General features: G+C 76.6%; 2 protein-coding genes (1 of these 2 cut by a window edge). Both read left to right on the top strand.

Features of this window, described 5'->3' with window-relative positions; genetic code table 11:
* Positions 1–9,461: the end of a type I polyketide synthase gene (locus C5N14_RS27345; protein WP_117672149.1), read on the top strand. The gene continues 20,470 nt to the left of window position 1, outside the view; 9,461 of the gene's 29,931 nt are visible here — the last part of the coding sequence; its start codon lies off the left edge, out of view; it ends in the stop codon at positions 9,459–9,461.
* Between the two features lie 873 nt (positions 9,462–10,334).
* Positions 10,335–20,384 (top strand): type I polyketide synthase, encoded by a 10,050-nt coding sequence (locus tag C5N14_RS27350; protein ID WP_371685915.1) that lies wholly within the window; start codon positions 10,335–10,337, stop codon positions 20,382–20,384.
* Positions 20,385–20,404 lie beyond the last annotated feature (20 nt).

Consider the following 20,404-nt stretch of genomic DNA (forward strand, 5'->3'; position numbering starts at 1 on the left):
GCCAGTCGACGGCGCAGCCGACCGCCAGCACGGTCGCCGGACTCGACGAGCCGATCGCGATCGTGGGCATGGCCTGCCGGTACCCGGGCGGGGTCGAAAGCCCCGACCAACTGTGGGAGCTGCTGGCCGGAGGCGGGGACGGGATCGGGGAGTTCCCGGCCGACCGGGGCTGGGACCTGGAGTCGCTGTTCGACCCGGACCCGACCAACAGCGGTACGTCGTACACCCGGCACGGCGGCTTCCTGTACGGCGCGGGGGAGTTCGACCCGGCCTTCTTCGGGATCTCGCCCCGTGAGGCCCTGGCGATGGACCCGCAGCAGCGGCTGCTGCTGGAGGCGTCCTGGGAGACGTTCGAGTCCGCCGGCGTTGACCCACAGCGGGTGCGGGGCAGCCGGACCGGTGTGTTCGCGGGCGTGATGTACCACGACTACGCGTCCCGGCTGATGGACGTGCCCGGCGAGGTGGAGGGTTACGTCGGCACCGGCACGTCGGGCAGTGTGCTGTCGGGTCGGGTGGCGTACACGTTCGGCCTGGAGGGTCCGGCGGTCACCGTGGACACGGCCTGCTCGTCGTCGCTGGTCGCGTTGCATCTGGCGGCGCAGGCGTTGCGTTCTGGTGAGTGTGATCTGGCCCTTGCCGGTGGTGTGACGGTGATGGCGACGCCGGGGACGTTCATCGAGTTCTCCCGGCAGCGTGGTCTGTCGCAGGATGGTCGGTGCAAGTCGTTCGCGGCCTCCGCCGACGGGACCGGCTGGTCCGAGGGCGTCGGTGTGTTGCTGGTGCAGCGGTTGTCGGATGCGCAGCGGGAGGGGCGGAAAATTCTGGCGGTGGTGCGGGGCACTGCCGTCAATCAGGATGGTGCGTCGAACGGTTTGACGGCGCCGAATGGTCCGTCGCAGCAGCGGGTGATCCGGCAGGCCCTGGCCAACGCCCGGCTCAGCTCGCAGCAGGTCGACGTGGTGGAGGCGCACGGCACCGGCACCACCCTCGGTGACCCGATCGAGGCGCAGGCGTTGCTGGCGACCTACGGTCAGGACCGGCCGGCGGACCGGCCGTTGTGGCTGGGGTCGGTGAAGTCGAACATCGGGCATACCCAGGCTGCGGCCGGGGTGGCGGGTGTGATCAAGATGATCATGGCGATGCGGCATGGTGTGGTGCCGGCGACCCTGCACGTGGATGAGCCGTCGCCGCACATCGACTGGTCGGCCGGGTCGGTGGCGCTGGCTACGGAGGCGATGGCGTGGCCGGTGGTGAACCGGCCGCGTCGGGCGGCGGTGTCGTCGTTCGGCATTTCCGGTACCAACGCGCATGTGGTCATCGAGCAGCCGCCGGCCCCGGTGGTTGTGGGTGAGGTTGTTGGTCGGGTGGTGCCGCCGGTGGTGCCGGTGGTGTTGTCGGCGCGTACGGATGGTGCGTTGGCGGGGCAGGCGGGCCGGTGGGTGCGCTGGTTGTCCGCCGATGAGGCTGTGCGTCCGGTGGACGTGGCCTGGTCGTCGATCACCACCCGACCCGCTCTGGAACAGCGGGCCGTCCTTCTGACGAACGACCGGGACGACCTGCTGTCCGCGCTTCGGGCCCTCGACCGGGGCGAGCCCTCCGGCGCGGTCGTCACGGGTGCCGCCACCGGGCGGGGCCGGCTCGCGCTGCTGTTCTCCGGCCAGGGCGCGCAGCGCGCCGGCATGGGCCGGGAGCTGTCGGAGGCGTTCCCCGTGTTCGCCGCCGCGCTGGACGAGGTGTGCGCCGAACTGGACGGTCGGCTGCCGCGCCCCCTCCGGGAGGTGCTGAACGCCGCACCGGGGTCCGAGGCGGCGGGCCTGCTCGACCAGACCGTGTTCACCCAGGCGGGGCTGTTCGCCGTCGAGGTGGCCCTGTTCCGCCTCGTGGAGTCGTTCGGGATCGTGCCGGACTTCGTGGGCGGGCACTCGATCGGGGAGATCACGGCCGCGTACGTGGCCGGGGTGTTGTCCCTGGCGGAGGCGTGCGCTCTTGTTGCCGCCCGTGGTCGCCTGATGCAGGCGCTGCCGACCGGCGGCGGAATGCTCGCCGTGGCCGCGGACGAGGCGGCGGTGGTCGAGTCGATCGCCGGACTGGCCGACCGGGTCGGTGTCGCGGCGGTGAACGGGCCGTCGTCCGTGGTGGTCTCCGGTGCGGTCGACGCCCTCGACGAGGTCGAGCAACTCTGGCAGGGCCGGGGCGTGCGGACTCGCCGGTTGACGGTGAGTCATGCGTTCCACAGTCCGTTGATGGAGCCGATGCTCGACGAGTTCCGTACTGTGCTGGCCGAGCTGACGTTCTCGGCCCCGCTCCTGCCGGTGGTGTCGAACCTGACCGGGACGTTGGCCGACGGCGACGAGATCCGCACGGCCGACTACTGGGTGCGGCATGTGCGGGAGGCCGTCCGGTTCGCCGACGGGATCACCGCCCTGCGGGCGGTCGGGGTGGACACGTTCCTGGAGGTCGGGCCGCAGAGTGTGCTGACCGCGATGGCCGCCGACGTCCTGCCGGCCGACGACGGTGTGTTGGCCGTCGCCGTCCAGCGCCGGGACCGGCCCGAGGCCCATGCCCTGCTCGCCGCCCTGGCCGAGCTGCACGTGCACGGCGTCCCGGTGACCTGGACCCAGTGGTTCGCCGACGCCGGCGCGCAGCGCGTCGACCTGCCCACGTACGCGTTCCAGCACCAGCGGTACTGGCCCGAGGCCCCGGCCCGGCAGCACACCGTCCCCGACGGCGGCGACGCCGACTTCTGGGCCGCCGTCGAACGGGGCGACCTCACCGCCCTCGCCACCCAGCTCGGCGACGACGCCGCCGTGGACGCCCTCACCCCGGCCCTGCCGGTGCTCTCCGAGTGGCGCCGGGCGCGCACCCGGGACACGGCGCTGGACGGGTGGTCGTACCGGATCGGCTGGGAGCCGGTCCGGCCGGCGCCGGCGACCGGACTGTCCGGGCGGTGGCTGGTCGTCACCGTCGGCGGCGGCGCCGACGCGGGCGTGGCGCAGACGCTGACCGAGGCCGGCGCCCACGTCGACACCCTGACCGTGCCACCGACCCAGACCCGGACCGAACTGGCCGAGCGGCTGCGCCGGATCGGCGCCGAGGGCTGGGCGGGGGTGCTGTGCGTCCTGCCCCGGCAGGACCGGCCGCTGCCGCACGCGCCCGGGGTCCCCGCCGGAACCGCGGCGCTGCTCACCCTCACCCAGGCGCTGACCGACACGGGCCTGCCGGGCCGGGTGTGGGCGCTCAGCCGGGCCGCCCTGCCGGTCTCGGCGGCGGAGCGGGTCGGCGACGTCTGGGCGGGGCTCGCCTGGGGCCTCGGCCGGGCCGTCGCCCTGGAGCAGCCCGACCGCTGGGGCGGGCTGGTGGACCTGCCCGCCCGAGCCGACCGCAGCACCCGCGCCGCGCTCGTCGCGGTGCTCGCCGACGGCACCCTGGACCAGGTGGCGGTACGCCGCAACGGCGTCTTCGCCCGCCGCCTCGTGCCCGCCGCCCCGCCCACCGGGCCGGGTTGGCAGCCGTCGGGCACGGTGCTGGTCACCGGCGGCACCGGCGCGCTGGGCCGGCACACCGCCCGGTGGCTGCTGGCCAACGGCGCCGCCGAGGTGGTGCTCGCCTCCCGGCGCGGCCCCGCCGCCCCCGGCGCCGCCGCGCTCGTCGCCGACCTCGCCGACCTGGGCACCGTGCGGGTGGTCGCCTGCGACGTCGCCGACGCCGAGGCTGTCACCGCGCTGGTCGGCGGCCTGCCGGAACTCACCGCCGTCGTGCACACCGCCGGCGCGTCCGGCGGCACCACCCCGGCGTACGGGCTGACCGACGGCGAGCTGTCGGCGACCCTGGCCGGCAAGGTGCTCGGGGCCGTGCACCTGGACACCGCCTGCTGGGGCCGGGACCTCGACGCGTTCGTCGTGTTCTCCTCCGTCGCCGGGGTCTGGGGCGGCGGCGGGCAGGCCGGGTACGCCGCCGGCAACGCCCTGCTCGACACGCTGGTCGCCGCCCGCCGGGCCGCCGGGCTGCCCGCCACCGCCCTCGCCTACGGGCCGTGGGCGTCCGACGGCATGGCGGCCGGGGAGACCGCCGACGGCCTGCGCCGACGCGGTTTCGTCCCGCTCGCGCCCGAGGCCGCCGTGGCGGCGCTGGGCCGCTGGGTCAACGCCCCGGAGGCGGCGCCGGTGATCGCGGACGTGGACTGGTCCCGGTTCGTCGCCGCGTTCACCGCGGCCCGGCCGAGCGGCCTCTTCGACCGGGTCGCCCCGGCCGGCCCCGCCCAACCGGACCCGCAGCCCGAGGACACCGGCGTTACCACCGCGCTGCGGTCCCGGCTCGCCGGGCTGCCGGCGAACGGCCAGGAGACGCTGCTGGTCGACCTCGTCCGGGCGGAGGCGGCGGCGGTCCTCGGCCACGGCTCCACCGACCAGGTGCCGGCCGGCCGCGCCTTCCGGGAGTTGGGCTTCGACTCCCTCGCGGCTGTGCAGCTACGGGACCGGCTCGGCCGGGTCACCGGGCTGACCCTGCCGTCGACCGTGGTCTTCGACCACCCGTCGGCGCTGGAACTGGCCCGCTTCCTGCGTACCGGACTGGTGGCCGGCGCGGCCGACGGCCCGGCGGCCGGCGGCACCGTGGTCCGGCCGGCGGCCGACGAGCCGATCGCGGTCGTGTCGATGGCCTGCCGCTTCCCCGGCGGGGTGTCCTCCCCGCAGGAACTGTGGCGGCTGCTGGCCGACGGGACGGACGCGGTGACGCCGATGCCCACCGACCGGGGCTGGGACCTGGACTCCCTGTTCGACAGCGACCCCGAGCGGGTCGGCACCAGCTACACCTGCAGCGGCGGCTTCCTGGCCGACGTGGCCGGGTTCGACGCCGCGTTCTTCGGCATCAACCCGCGCGAGGCCCTGGCCATGGACCCACAGCAGCGGCTGCTGCTGCACACCACCTGGGAGGTGTTCGAGTCCGCCGGCATCGACCCGCAGCGGGTACGCGGCACCGCCACCGGCGTGTTCATGGGCACCAACGGCCAGGACTACGCCACCCTGCTGCTCGGCGCCCGGTCCCAGGTGGAGGGCTACCAGGCCACCGGCAACGGCGCCTCGGTGGTCTCCGGCCGGCTGGCGTACTCGTTCGGCCTGCACGGGCCGGCGGTCACCGTCGACACGGCCTGCTCGTCGGCGCTGGTTGCCCTGCACCTGGCCGCCCAGGCGCTGCGCTCCGGCGAGTGCGACCTGGCCCTGGCCGGCGGCGTGACGGTAATGTCGACGCCGGGGGCGTTCCTGGAGTTCTCCCGGCAGCGCGGCCTCGCCGAGGACGGCCGGGTCAAGGCGTTCGCCGCCGGCGCGGACGGCACCGGCTGGGGCGAGGGCGTCGGCGTCCTGCTGCTGCAACGGCTCTCCGATGCGCAGCGCGACGGCAACCGGATCCTCGCCGTGGTGCGCGGCAGCGCGGTCAACCAGGACGGCGCCAGCAACGGCCTGACCGCCCCGAACGGGCCGGCGCAGCAGCGGGTGATCCGGCACGCGCTGGACGTCGCCGGCCTGACGCCCGGCGACGTCGACGCGGTGGAGGCGCACGGCACGGGCACCACTTTGGGTGACCCGATCGAGGCGCAGGCGCTGCTGGCCACGTACGGGCACCAGCGGCCGGCGGACCGGCCGCTGTGGCTGGGCTCGGTCAAGTCGAACATCGGGCACACCCAGGCGGCGGCGGGCGCCGCCAGCCTGATCAAGATGGTGCTCGCCCTCCAGCACGAGCTGCTGCCGGCGACGCTGCACGTCGACGCGCCGACCCCGCACGTGGACTGGTCGTCGGGCGCGCTGGCGCTGCTCACCGAGGCCCGGCCGTGGACCGGGACGGACCGGCCCCGCCGGGCCGGCGTCTCCTCGTTCGGGATCAGCGGCACCAACGCCCACGTCATCCTGGAGGAGGCGCCCGCGCCCCGGCCGGCCGCCGGCCCGGGCCGGGAAGCCGACCCCGCTGCGGCGGACGGGCACCCGGTCGACCCGGCACCGGCCGCCGACCGGTCGGCGGACCCCGCCGGGCTGCGCGACCAGGCTGGCCGTTCGGCCGACCCGACGTCCGTGCCGTGGCTGCTCTCCGGGGCGGACCTGGCCGGGCTGCGCGGCCAGGCCGGCCGGCTGGCCGACCTGGTGGCGGCCGGTGCGGGCGACCCCGCCCGGATCGCCTGGGGCCTCGCGGTGGGACGGGCCCACCTCGGCCACCGCGCGGTCGTCGTCGCGGCCGACGGGCCGACCCGGTCGGCGGCGCTGCGGGCGCTGGCCGCCGGCGAGCCGCATCCCGCGCTCACCACGGCCCGGCGCCGCTCCGGCGGCCTCGCCGTCCTCTTCTCCGGCCAGGGCGCGCAGCGCGCCGGCATGGGCCGGGACCTGTACGCCGCGTTCGGGGTGTTCGCGGCGGCGCTGGACGAGGTGTGCGGGCACCTGGACGCGCTGCTGCCGCAGCCGCTGAAGCCGGTGCTGTTCGCCGAGGAGGGCACCGCCGAGGCGGGCCTGTTGGACCAGACGGTGTTCACCCAGGCCGGGCTGTTCGCCGTCGAGGTGGCGCTGTTCCGGCTGGTCGAGTCGTTCGGCGTGGTCCCCGGCCAGGTGGCCGGCCACTCGATCGGCGAGATCGCCGCCGCCCACGTGGCCGGGGTGCTGTCCCTGGCCGACGCGTGTGCCATGGTGGCGGCGCGGGGCCGGTTGATGCAGGCGCTGCCGGACGGCGGCGGGATGCTGGCGGTCAACGCGTCGGAGGCGGAGGTGCTGCCGACGCTGGACGGGTTCACCGACCGGGTCGGTGTCGCGGCCGTCAACGGCCCCACCTCGGTCGTCGTCTCCGGGGCGGTCGACGCCCTCGACGAGATCGAGCGGGCGTGGCGGGACCGGGGCGTTCGCACCCGCCGGCTGACGGTGAGTCACGCGTTCCACAGTCCGCTGATGGAGCCGATGCTCGCCGAGTTCCGTGCCGTGCTGGCCGGGCTGACGTTCGCCGCACCGATCCTGCCGGTGGTGTCGAACCTGACCGGCGCGCTGGCCGAGGGCGACGAGCTGCGCACGCCCGAGTACTGGGTGCGGCACGTGCGGGAGGCGGTCCGGTTCGCCGACGGGGTCAGCGCCCTGCGCGCCGCCGGGGCGGACACGTTCCTGGAACTCGGGCCGCAGGGCGTGTTGACCGCGCTCACCGCCGGCCTGCTGCCCACCGACTCCGACGGGACGGCCGTGGCGGCGCTGCGGGCCGGCGCGGACGAGCCGGCCGCGCTGCTCGCCGCCCTCGCCGCGCTGCACGCCGGCGGGCGGGACGTGGACTGGTCGGCGGTGCTCGACCCGCTGGCCGGGCCCCGCCCGACCCCCCGCGACCTGCCCGACCTGCCCACGTACGCGTTCCAGCCGCAGCGCTACTGGCCGACGCTGACCGTGGCCCCGGCCCCGGCCGCCGACCCGGTGGACGACGAGTTCTGGCGGGCGGTCACCGACGGCGACCTCGGCCGGCTCGGCATCGACCCGGACCAGCCGCTGCGCCAGGTGCTGCCGGAACTCGACTCGTGGCGGCGACGCCAGCACCGGGACGGCACCCTCGACGGGTGGCGGTACCGGGTCACCTGGCGGCGGCGGCCGATGACCGTCGGCAACCCGGGCACCTGGCTGGTGGTGACCCCACGGCAGCAGGACCCGGGCGGGATCGTCGCCGCGCTCACCGCCGCCGGGGCGACCGTGCACGTGCTGCCGGTCGACCCGGCCACGGTCACCCGCGACGCCCTGGCCGCCGACCTCGACCGGCTCGGCGCGGAGCACGGGCCGACGGGGCTGCTGTCCCTGCTGGCGCTGGACGACGCCCCGCACCCCGAGCAGACCGCCCTGCCGACCGGCCTCGCGGCGAACCTGCTGCTGGTGCAGGCGCACACCCTGCGGCCCGGCCCGGCCGTGCCGCTGTGGCTGGCCACCACCGGCGCCGTCGCCGTCGACGACGAGCCGGTCGCGCGGCCCACGCAGGCCACCACCTGGGGTCTCGGACTGGTCGCGGCGCTGGAACACCCGAGGCACCTCGGGGGCGTCGTGGACCTGCCCGGCAGCCCGGACGAGGCGGCGTACGCGGCGCTGGTCACCGCGCTCACCAACGTCGAGGGGGAGGACCAGCTCGCGGTCCGGGGCACCGAGGTGCACACCCGGCGCCTCGTGCGGGACACCACCCGGCCGGCGGACACCGGTCGGGGCTACACCCCGCACGGGACCGTCGTGCTCACCGGCGGGGCGGGCGAACTGGCCCGGCACGCCGGCGCGTGGCTCGCCCGGCAGGGCGCCGAGGTGCTGCCGCTGGAGGAGCCGGCGGCCGGCAAGCTCACCGACCTGATGGAGCAGCTCGCCGCCGAGAGCCGGCCGGTCACCGGGCTGGTGCACGTCCCGGCGGAGACCGGGTCGGTGCCGCTGGCCGAGCTCACCGTCGCGGCCCTGGCCGCGGACCTCGTCGTGACCGTGGGCGACGTTCCCCGGTACGCCGACGAGCTGGCCCACCGGCCGGTCGACGCCTTCGTCCTGTGCACCTCCACCTCGGGGGTGTGGGGCTCGGGCGGCCGGGCTGGCCAGGCGGCCGGCGACGCGCTGCTGCACGCCCTCGCCGCGAACCGCCGGCATGCCGGGCTGCCGGCCACCGACGTGGCGTGGGGGCCGTGGCAGGACGACCCGGCGTCGCCCGAGCTGGAGCAGCTTCGTCGGCGTGGGCTGCCGGGCCTGCCCCCGGAGCTGGCCGTCGAGGCCCTCGCCCGGGCGGTCCGCGACGAGGCGACCGTCGTGGTGGCGGACGTGCGCTGGGAACGGTTCGTGCCGACGTTCGCCGCCATGCGCCCGTGCCCGCTGCTGACCGAGATCCCCGAGGCGCGCGAGGCGTTGCCCGCCGACGACGTCCGCCAGCCGGCGGACGACGAGGCGGTGGCGGCGCTGCGGGAGCGGCTGCGCCCGCTCGGCGCGGGGGAGCACGAGGTGATCCTCGTCGACCTGGTGTGCGCGCAGGCGTCGAGCGTGCTGGGCCACGCCGACGGCGGGGGGCTGGAACCCGACCGCGCGTTCCGGGAGGTCGGGTTCGACTCGATGACGGCAGTGGAGCTGCGCAACCGGCTCCGCGCCGCCAGCGGGGTGCAACTGCCCCCCAGCGTGGTGTTCGACTACCCGACGCCGATGGCGCTGGCCCGGCACCTGCGCGACCAGCTCGTCGACGACGGCACCGCGACGGCCGCGCCGCTGCTGGCCGAGCTGGAGCGCCTCGACGCCGTCTTCGCGGCCGACACGCCGGACCGGCTGACCCGGCAGAAGCTGCTGGTCCAGCTCCAGGCGTTCGTAGCCCGGTGGGGCGACGACCGGCCGCCGGTCGAGGAGAAGCCCGTCACGCAGACCCTCGACGACGCGACGGACGCCGAGATCTTCGACTTCATCCGACGCGAACTGGGTGGCCCCGGCGGTGATGAGCCTTTCGGTGCGACGCGCTGAGTATGGAGAGTGTGATGATTGCCCGGCCCCTCCTCCTCCACCGGCCGGCAGGGTGATTGCGAAGTCGGGCGGGAGCGCTTGATCAGGGAGTCCGGGGGGTTCCTGGCGTGGGCGTCGCTCCATCGCAGGTATGCCTACCGGCTCCTTTGGAGCTGAGTCGAATACGACATCACCCACGCCCGTCGTGATCGGCGACCGCAGGCGAACGGCCCGGCGGGGTGGTGGGTAACGCGACGGCGGTGGCCCGACCGGCGGTGATGACGTGGACGACTCAGCTCCATAGGCGGCGTACCACGGCATCGAGCCGCCGCGCCCTCAGCTCCGCCCGGGCCACGGTCCCCGGCCGACCGGGGACCGCACCCGCGACAACGCAATGACCCTGCACCGGCCGGGCCGGACAGTGGTCTGTGAGAGGAACACTTCGTAGCAGAGTTCCACGTTCTGAGCACAGCGCGCTTCGTGCTCATAAAATTGTGCGAATGGCTCACTGCACGACGTCATGCATCGTTACGCGGAATGGTTCAATGTGCCACAGTGGAAAGGCCGGCGGGCGCGTGGTGTCGACGAGAACGGCGAAGTCGGCCCGGGCGGTGTCGCACCCGCCCGGCCGCCGGTCGACGGGCACCGGCCGGTGCCCGTCCGAGGGGCGCTTCGTCCCAGCCTGCGGCCCTGCTGCTAGGGGCAGTGGTAGGGGCTCGCTAGGGGTTGGCAGCGCTGTCCGGGGCCAAATACCTTCCTCCGGTAAGTAAGACCTGGTGTGCGCTGCAGCGCTGTTTGTCTGGCAATTCGTGGTCGGCTTTGTGGGCTCTGGTCTTCGCGGCTTGAGGCGTCTGTGGACGGTATTGGGTCGCCTGGTTGTTCCGGCCCGAAGAGGTGGCGCTAATGGCGAACGAAGATACGCTACGGGAGTACCTGAAATGGGTGACGGCGGACCTTCACCAGACCAGGAGGAAGCTCGGCGAGCTTGAGGCGGCCAACCGTGAGCCGATCGCGATCGTCGGCATGGCCTGCCGCTTCCCCGGCGGGGTGCGCTCCCCGGAGGACCTGTGGGAGCTCGTCGCCTCGGGCGAGGACGCCATCTCCGGCTTCCCGGCCGACCGGGGCTGGGACCTGACCCGGCTGTTCCACCCCGACCCCGACCACCCCGGCACGTCGTACGCCTCCGAGGGCGGCTTCCTCGACTCGGCCACCGACTTCGACGCCGGCTTCTTCGGCATCTCCCCGCGCGAGGCGCTCGCCATGGATCCCCAGCAGCGGCTGCTGCTGGAGACGTCGTGGGAGGCGTTCGAGCACGCCGGCATCGACCCGTCCGCGCTGCGCGGCCACCAGGTCGGCGTCTTCGCCAGCACCACCGGCCAGGACTACGTGTCACTGCTCCAGCAGCCGCCGCCCGGCACCGAGGGATACATCCTCACCGGCACGGCGGCGAGCGTGGTGTCCGGCCGTATCTCGTACGCCCTCGGCATCGAGGGCCCCGCCGTCACCGTCGACACCGCCTGCTCCTCGTCGCTGGTCGCCCTGCACCTCGCCTGCCAGGCCCTGCGCCAGGGGGAGTGCACCCTGGCGCTGGCCGGCGGCGCCACCATCATGTCCACCCCGTCCGCCTTCATCGGCTTCAGCCGGCAGCGCGGCCTCGCCGCCGACGGGCGGGTCAAGTCGTTCGCCGCCGCCGCCGACGGCACCGCCTGGGGCGAGGGCGTCGGCCTGCTGCTCGTCGAGCGGCTCTCCGACGCCCGCCGGCACGGGCACCCCGTGCTGGCCGTGGTCCGGGGCAGCGCCGTCAACCAGGACGGCGCGTCCAACGGGCTCACCGCCCCCAACGGCCCGTCCCAGCAGCGCGTCGTCCTCCAGGCCCTGGCCAGCGCCCGCCTCTCGCCCGAGCAGGTCGACGTGGTGGAGGCGCACGGCACCGGCACCACCCTCGGCGACCCGATCGAGGCGCAGGCGCTGCTGGCCACGTACGGGCAGGGTCGGCCGGCGGACCGGCCGCTGCTGCTCGGCTCGGTGAAGTCGAACATCGGCCACACCCAGGCCGCCGCCGGCGTCGCCGGGGTGATCAAGATGGTGATGGCGTTGCGGCACGAGACGGTGCCGGCGACGCTGCACGTCGACGAGCCGACCCCCAACGTGGACTGGACGGCCGGCGCGGTGTCGCTGGTGACCCGGGTCCAGCCGTGGGCCGCCGGGGAGCAGCCGCGCCGGGCCGGCGTGTCGTCGTTCGGGATGAGCGGCACCAACGCCCACGTGATCATCGAGGAGGCGCCGGCCGAGGCCGACCCGGCGGCGGCGGACACCGCCCCCGACGGGGACGCCGGGCGCGGCGCGGCCACCAGCGCCGGGGCCGGTGCGGCCACGTCGGCCGGTGACGGGTCCGCGCCGGTCGACGGCGCCGGCCTCGTGCCGGTGCTGCTCTCTGCCCGCGACGCGGCGGCGCTCGCCGAGCAGGCCACCCGCTGGGCCGACCTGGTCGACGCCCGCCCCGAACTGCGGCTGCCCGACCTGGGCTGGTCGTCGGCCACCACCCGGGCCCGGCTGGAGCACCGGGCCGTGCTGTTCGCCGCCGACCGCGCCGACCTGCTCGCCGGGCTGCGCGCGCTCGCCGCCGGCCACGACGCGCCCGGACTGGTCACCGGCGCCGGGCCGCGCGGCGGCCAGCTCGCGTTCCTCTTCTCCGGGCAGGGCGCGCAGCGCTGCGGCATGGGCCGCGACCTGGCCGACGCGTTCCCGGTCTTCGCCCGCGCGCTCGCCGAGGTCTGCGCCGAGCTGGACCGCCACCTGCCCCGGCCACTGGCCCCGGTGCTCTTCGCGCCCGAGGGCGACGAGGCCGCCGCGCTGCTCAACCAGACCCTGTTCACCCAGGCCGGGCTGTTCGCCGTCGAGGTGGCGCTGTTCCGGCTCCTGGAGAGCTGGGGGATCGTCCCGGACGTCCTGCTCGGCCACTCGATCGGCGAGCTGTCGGCGGCCCACGTCGCCGGCGTGCTGGCCCTGCCGGACGCCGCCGCCGTCGTCGCCGCCCGCGGCCGGCTGATGCAGGCCCTGCCGGCCGGCGGCGCGATGCTGTCCGTCCAGCTCCCCGCCGAGTCGGTCCGGGCCGCCCTGACCGGCCTGGACGACCGGGTCGCCGTCGCCGCCGTGAACGGCCCCACCTCCGTGGTGGTCTCCGGCACCGCCGACGCGGTGGAGGACCTCGAACGACGCTGGGCCGACCAGGGGGTACGGACCAAGCCGCTGCGGGTCAGCCACGCCTTCCACAGCCCGCTGATGGAACCGATGCTCGACGAGTTCGCCGCCGTGCTGCGCGGGGTGGAGCTGCACCCGCCGACCCTGCCGATCGTGTCGAACCTGACCGGCGAGGTCGTCGACCCCGACGCCGTGCGCACCCCCGAGTACTGGGTGCGGCACGTGCGGGAGGCCGTCCGGTTCGCCGACGGCGTGGACCGGCTGTGCGCCATGGGCGTACGCACCTTCCTGGAGGTGGGTCCGAGCGGGGTGCTCACCGCGCTCACCCGCGACGTCCTCGCCGCCACCGGCCGGGACGAGGGCCGGGCCGCGACGGCCCTGCTGCGCCGCGACCGGGGCGAACCCGGCTCCGCGTTCGCCGCCCTCGCCGAGCTGCACGCCGGCGGGGTCGACGTGGACTGGGCCGCGCTGTTCGCGGGCACCGACGTCGCGCGGGTGCCGCTGCCCCGGTACGCCTTCCACCGCCAGCGGTTCTGGCCCGAGCCGCCGCCCGCCCCCGTCGCGGCCACCGCCGCCGGCGACGACGACGGGTTCTGGGCCGCGCTGGAGGGCGCCGACGCCGAGACCCTCGGCGGCGAGCTTGGCGTCGACCCCGACGACGACGCCGTGCGTACCCTGCTGCCGGCCCTGCCGGTGCTCAGCTCGTGGCGCCGGTCCCGCCGCGAGCGGTCGCTGGCCGACGAGTGGTCGTACCAGGTGACCTGGAAGCCGGTGCCGGTCGCCGACCGGGACGCGCCCGCCGGCCACTGGCTGGTCGTGCTGCCCGCCACCGACGCCCCCGCCTGGGCCGCCGGGCTGGCCGACCTGCTGCCCGACGCCGCGCCGCTGACCGTCGGCGCGGCCGACCTGGACCGGGCGGCGCTGGCCGCCCGGCTGCGGGAGGCCGCCGGGGAGCGGCCCGTCGCCGGCGTGCTGCTCGTCGTCGCCGGCCAGGACCGGCTGCTGCCGGAACACCCGGGTGTCACGCTCGCCGCCGCCACCGCCCTCGCGCTGGTCCAGGCCCTGACCGACCTCGACCTGGTCGCGCCGCTGTGGTGCGTCACCAGCGGCGCGGTCGCCGCGGCCCCCGCCGACGCGCTGGAGCACCCGCTACAGAACCAGGTCTGGGGCCTCGGCCGCGCCGCCGCCGTCGAGCAGCCGCACCGCTGGGGCGGCCTGGTCGACCTGCCGGCCACCGTGGACGCCGCCGTCGCCCGCCGGCTGACCGCCGTGCTCGCCGACGGCGGCGAGGACCAGGTGGCCGTCCGCTCCGGCGGCGTCTGGGCCCGCCGGCTCGGGCCCGCCCCGGCGGCCGTGGACGACGTGCCCGCCGTCGACTGGAGCGCCGGCACCGTCCTGGTCACCGGCGGCACCGGCGGGCTCGGCGGCCACGTCACCCGCTGGCTGCTGGACCGTGGCGCCCGGCAGGTGGTGCTGGCCAGCCGCCGGGGCGCCGCCGCCCCCGCCGTGGCCGACCTGCTCGACCGGTACGGTGCCGACGGGCGGGTCACCGCCGCCACCTGCGACGTGACCGACCGGTCGTCGGTGGCCGCACTGCTGGACTCGCTGCCCGGGCTGACCGCCGTCGTGCACGCCGCCGGCACCGACCAGCTCACCCCGCTGACCGACACCACCCTCGACGAGTTCTCCCACGTCGTCGCCGGCAAGGTGCTCGGCGCCCTGAACCTCGACGCCTGCCTGGCCGACCGCCCCCTCGCCGCGTTCGTGCTGTTCTCCTCCATCTCCGGGGTGTGGGGCAGCGCCGGCCAGTGCGCGTACGGGGCCGGCAACTCGCTGCTGGACGCACTCGCGGTCAACCGGCGCGGCCGGGGACTGCCGGCCACCGCCGTGTCCTGGACCGCCTGGGGCGGCGAGGGCGGCATGGCCGCCGAGAACGCGGCCACCGCGCAGCTCAACCGGATGGGCCTGCCCCCGATCGACCCGGAGCGGGCGCTCGTCGCGCTGGACCGGGCCACCCGCCGGCCCACCGGATGCGTCACCGTCGCCGACGTCGACTGGACCCGGTTCCACCCGGCGTTCACCGTGGCCCGGCCCAGCCCGCTGCTCGGCGACCTGCCCCAGGTGCGGGCCCTGCTCGACGCCGAGGAGTCCGCCGCGCCCGCCCCGGGCGCCGTCGCCGAGCCGCTGCGCCACCTGGCCGGCCTGTCCGCCACCGACCAGGAGCGCGACCTGCTGCGGCTGGTCAACGAGCAGACCGCCGCCGTCCTCGGCCACGCCACCCCGGACGAGCTGCGCGGACGCCCGTTCAAGGACCTGGGCTTCGACTCGCTGACCGCGGTGGACTTCCGGGGCCGGATGAACACCGCCACCGGCCTGCGCCTGCCCACCACCGTCGTCTTCGACTACCCCACCCCCGCCGAGCTGGCCGCGCACCTGCGCGAACTGGTCTTCGGGGGCGACGCGGCCGACGCCGTGGCGGCCACCGTCGTGGACGCCGACGAGCCCGTGGCGATCGTCGGCATGGCCTGCCGGTACCCGGGCGGCGTCGGCGGGCCGGAGGAGTTCTGGCGGCTCGTCGCCGACGGCGTCGACGCCGTGTCGGCGTTCCCCACCGACCGGGGCTGGGAGATTCCCGAGGGCCTCGACGGCGCCCAGGCCCCGGCCGGCGGCTTCCTCTACGACGTGCCCGACTTCGACCCCGCGTTCTTCGAGATCTCGCCCCGCGAGGCGCTGGCCATGGACCCGCAGCAGCGGCTCACCCTGGAGGCGTCCTGGGAGGCGCTGGAGCGGGCCGGGATCGACCCCGGCGCGCTGCGCGGCACCCGCACCGGCGTCTTCGTCGGCGCGTCCACCTCCGGCTACGGCACCGGGCTGACCGAGGTCCCCGAGGGCGTCGAGGGGTACCTGATGACCGGCGCCGCGCACAGCGTGATCTCCGGCCGGGTCGCGTACACCCTCGGGCTGGAGGGGCCGGCCGTCACCGTCGACACCGCCTGCTCGTCGTCGCTGGTGGCGCTGCACCTGGCCGGGGCGGCGCTGCGCCGGGGCGAGTGCGACCTGGCGCTGGCCGGTGGCGTGGCCGTGATGGCCACCCCCACCGCGTTCCAGGAGTTCTCCCGGCAGGGCGGGCTGGCCTCCGACGGCCGGTGCAAGTCGTTCGCCGCCTCCGCCGACGGCACCGGCTGGTCCGAGGGCGTCGGCATGCTGCTGGTGCAGCGCCTCTCCGACGCCCGCCGCGAGGGCCGGCGCATCCTCGCCGTGGTCCGCGGGTCCGCGGTCAACTCCGACGGCGCGTCCAACGGGCTGACCGCCCCGAACGGCCCGTCGCAACAGCGGGTGATCCGGCAGGCCCTGGCCAGCGCCCGGCTCACCACCGCCGACGTGGACGTGGTCGAGGCGCACGGCACCGGCACCGTCCTGGGTGACCCGATCGAGGCGCAGGCCCTGCTGGCCACGTACGGCCAGGGCCGCGACGGCGGCGAGCCGCTGCTGCTGGGCTCGGTGAAGTCGAACATCGGGCACTCCCAGGCCGCCGCCGGGGTGGCCGGCGTGATCAAGATGGTGCTGGCGATGCGGGAGGGACTGGTCCCGGCGTCCCTGCACGCCGACGAGCCGTCGCCGCACATCGACTGGTCGGCCGGGGCGGTGGAGCTGGTCACCCGGAACCGCCCCTGGCCGGCCGTGGACCGGCCGCGCCGGGCCGCGGTGTCCTCGTTCGGGATCTCCGGCACCAACGCCCACGTGCTCGTCGAGCTGCCCGCCGCCGACGACGCCGACGCGACCCCCGCGCCCGCCCCCGACCCCGGACTGCTCGCCGCCGACGTGGTGGCGTGGCCGCTGTCGGCGCGTTCCACGGCCGCCCTGGCCGCGCAGGCCGCCCGGCTGGCCCGGCACCTGCGGGAGCACCCCGGGCTCGACCCGGCGGCGGTGGCCTGGTCGCTGGCCACCACCCGGTCGGCGTTCGACCGGCGGGCGGCGGTGCTCGGCGCGGGCACCCCGGACCTGCTCGCCGGCCTGGACGCGCTCGCCGCCGGCGCCCCCGCAGGCAACCTGCTCACCGGCGCCGTCGCCGGCCACGGGCCGGGCCCCGTGTTCGTCCTCCCGGACGCCCGCGCCGCCCTCGACGCGGCGGCCGGGCTGGTCGGCCGGTGCGCGGTCCTCGACGACGCGCTCGCCGACTGCCGCCAGGCCCTCGCCCCCTGGCTGGACGTCGACCCCGCCGCCCTGCTGACCGGCGCGGACCGGTCCTGGACCGACCGGCCGGAGCTGGCCCAGCCCGTCGCCTTCGCCGTCGGCGTGGCCCTGGCCGCCGTGTGGCGGCACGCCGGGGTCACCCCCGCCGCCGTGCTCGGCCACGCCGACGGGGAGGTCACCGCCGCCTGCGTGGCCGGCGTGCTGTCCCTGCCCGACGCGGCCCGTGTGGTCGCCCTGCGGGCCCGGGCCGTCGCGGACCCGGCCGACGGGGCCGCCGACCGCCTCCGCGCCGAGCTGACCGGCCTCGCCCCGCAGCCGGGCACCGCCCGCCTGCTGTCGACCGTGACCGGGGACTGGGCCGACCCGGCGTCCCTGGGCGCCGACCACTGGGCCGACGGGGTTCGCCGGCCCGGGTCCCTCGACGCCGCCGCGCGGACCGCCGTCGCGGCCGGCCACGTCACCTTCGTCGGGCTGTCGCCGGACCCGGCGTCGACCGCCGAGCTGACCGGGGCCCTCGCCGCGGCCGGCGCCGCCGCTCAGGTGCTGGACACCTTGCGCGGGGACGGCGACGGGCCCACCCGGCTACTGGCCGCCCTCGCCGCCGCCCACACCGTCGGGCTGCCGGTCGACCACCGCCGGGTCCTCGCCGGGGCCGACCCGGTCGACCTGCCCACGTACGCGTTCGAGCGGCACCGGTTCTGGCTGGAGCGCACCGGCGCGCACCGGGCCGTCCTGCCCGCCGTCGGCCTCGACGTCGTCGACCACCCGCTGCTCAGCGCCGTCGCCGAACTGCCCGGCGACGAGGGGCTGCTGTTCACCGGCCGGATCTCCCTGACCGCCCAGCCGTGGCTGGCCGACCACGCCGTGCTGGGCACCGTGCTGCTGCCCGGCACCGCGCTGGTCGAGCTGGCGTCCTGGACGGGCCGGCACGCCGACGCCGCATCGGTGGCCGAACTGAACCTGGAAGCGCCCCTGGCGATCCCCGCCGAGGGCGGCGTCGACCTGCGGGTCCGGGTCGGCCCGGCCGACGACACCGGGCACCGCCCGGTCTCCGTGCACTCCCGGCCCGACGACGCCGCCGACGGGGCCCGGCCGTGGCAGCGGCACGCCTCCGGCCTGCTCGCCGCCACCGAGGACCCGGCCGACGCCCCGGCGGCGGTGTGGCCGCCCGCCGACGCCGAGCCGATCGCCCTCGACGGGCTCTACACCCGCCTCGCCGAGCAGGGCTACCACTACGGCCCGGTGTTCCGGTCCCTGCGCGCCGCGTGGCGCTGCGGCACCGACATCCTCGCCGAGGTGGCCCTGGACGCCGACGCGGCGACCGACACCACCGCCTTCTCGGTGCACCCCGCGCTGCTGGACGCGGCGCTGCATGCCATCGGCGCCAGCGTCGCCGGCGCCGACCCCGACGCCGCCCAGCCGCCCGCGACGGGCGGCGCCGACATCCGGCCCGGCCTGCCGTTCACCTGGACCGGCGTGACGATCCGGCCCACCCGCGCCCGGGAACTGCGGATCCGGCTCACCGCCACCGGCTCCGGGGCGGTCGCGCTGACGGTCACCGACACCGGCGCGACGCCGGTCGCCGCCGTCACCGGCCTCGTCCTGCGGCCCATCTCCGGCGAGCAGCTCAGCGCGGCCCGTCGCGCCGCCACCCGGTCCCTGCACCGCCTCGACTGGGTCACCCCCGACGCGGCCCGCGCCGACGGCCCGTACCGGCTGGCCGTCCTGGGCGACGACTGGCCCGCCGCCGACCGCTCCCCGGACCTCGCCGCCCTGGTCGCCGGGGTACGCGCCGGCGCGGCCGTCCCCGACGCGGTGGTCGTCACCTGCGTCGGCCCGGAGCCGGACGAGCCGAACCCGGCCCGGCTGGCCCACCGGGTCAGCCATCGCACGCTCGCGCTCGCCCAGCAGTGGCTGGCCGAGGACACCCTCGCCACCGCCCGGCTGGTGGTGGTCACCCGTGGCGCCGTCCGGGTCGACGCGGGCGACCGGATCGCCGACCTGCCCGCCGCCACCGCGTGGGGGCTGCTGCGCAGCGCCCAGTCGGAGAACCCCGACCGGATCGTGCTCGTCGACGCCGACGACGACCGGGCCGCCGCCGACCTGCTGCCGGCGGCGCTCGCCACCGGAGAGCCGCAGCTCGCGGTGCGCGCCGGCCAGCTCCGCGTCCCCCGGCTGACCCGGCTCGGCCCGCCGCCCGCCGACCGGCCCGACCCCGACCTGGCCGCCGGCACCGTCCTGGTGACCGGCGCGACCGGCGCGCTCGGCCGGCTGGTGGCCCGCCGGCTGGCCGACCGGCACGGCGTACGCCACCTGCTGCTGGTCAGCCGTACCGGCGGGGACGCCCCCGGCGTGGCGGCGCTCGTCGACGAGCTCGCCGAGCTGGGCACGACCGCCCGGGTGGCCGCCTGCGACGTCACCGACCGCGACGCGCTGGCCCTGCTCGTCGACCAGCTCCCCGCCGACCGGCCGCTCACCGGCGTGGTGCACGCGGCGGGCGTGCTCGACGACGGCATCCTCGGCGCGCTCACCCCGGACCGGTTCGACGCCGTGCTCCGGCCCAAGGTCGACGCCGCCTGGCACCTGCACGAGCTGACCGAGAAGCTGGACCTGGCCGCGTTCGTGCTGTTCTCCTCCGCCGCCGGCCTGTTCGGCGGCCCCGGGCAGGCCAACCACGCCGCGGCCAACTGCTTCCTCGACGCCCTCGCCCAGCACCGGCACGACCGGGGGCTGCCCGCCACGGCCATGGCCTGGGGGCCGTGGGCCAACGACACCGGCGACGGGCAGCCCGGGCACGTCGACGAGGACCGGATGAACCGGGGCGGCTTCGTCCCGCTCGCCGCCGAGGAGGGCATGGACCTGTTCAGCGAGGCGCTGCGCCTCGCCGACCCGGTGGTCGTACCGGTCAACCTCGACCTTGCCCTGATCGGCCGGCACGGGCCCGCCGCCGTGCCGCCGGTGCTGCGGTCGCTGGTCCGCCCGGCGACCACCGGCGCGGCCCGCGCCGCCGAGCGCGACCCGGCGGCGGCGCTGCGCGACACCCTCGCCGCCACCCCGGAGGCCGACCGCGACCAGGTGCTGTCCGACCTGGTCCGCACCCACGCCGCCGCCGTGCTCGGGTACGCCTCGATCCGGTCCATCGACGTCGAGCGCGGCTTCGTCGAACTCGGCTTCGACTCGCTCACCGCCGTCGAGTTCCGCAACCGCCTCAACGCGGCCACCGGCCTGCGCCTGCCGTCCACGCTGATCTACGACCGGCCCACCACGGCGGCCCTCGTCGAGCACCTGCGGGGCGCGCTGCTGGCCGAGCGGAGCACGTCCGCGCTGTCGGTGCTCGGCGAGCTGAACAAGCTGGAGCACGTCATGCGGACCGTGGCCGACGGCGACGCCGACCGGGCCGCCGTCGGCGACCGGCTGCGCGAACTGCTCTCCCTGTGGACCTACACCGGCTCCGCCGCCCAGGACGCCACCGACGACGGCGAGAGCCTGTCCTCGGCGTCCGCCGAGGAGATCTTCAGCCTGCTGGACGAAGAACTCGGCGCGGCCTGATCCGGCATGTTCCGCACCCC

The sequence above is a fragment of the Micromonospora sp. MW-13 genome, from assembly GCF_003434305.1.
Classification (GTDB): domain Bacteria; phylum Actinomycetota; class Actinomycetes; order Mycobacteriales; family Micromonosporaceae; genus Micromonospora.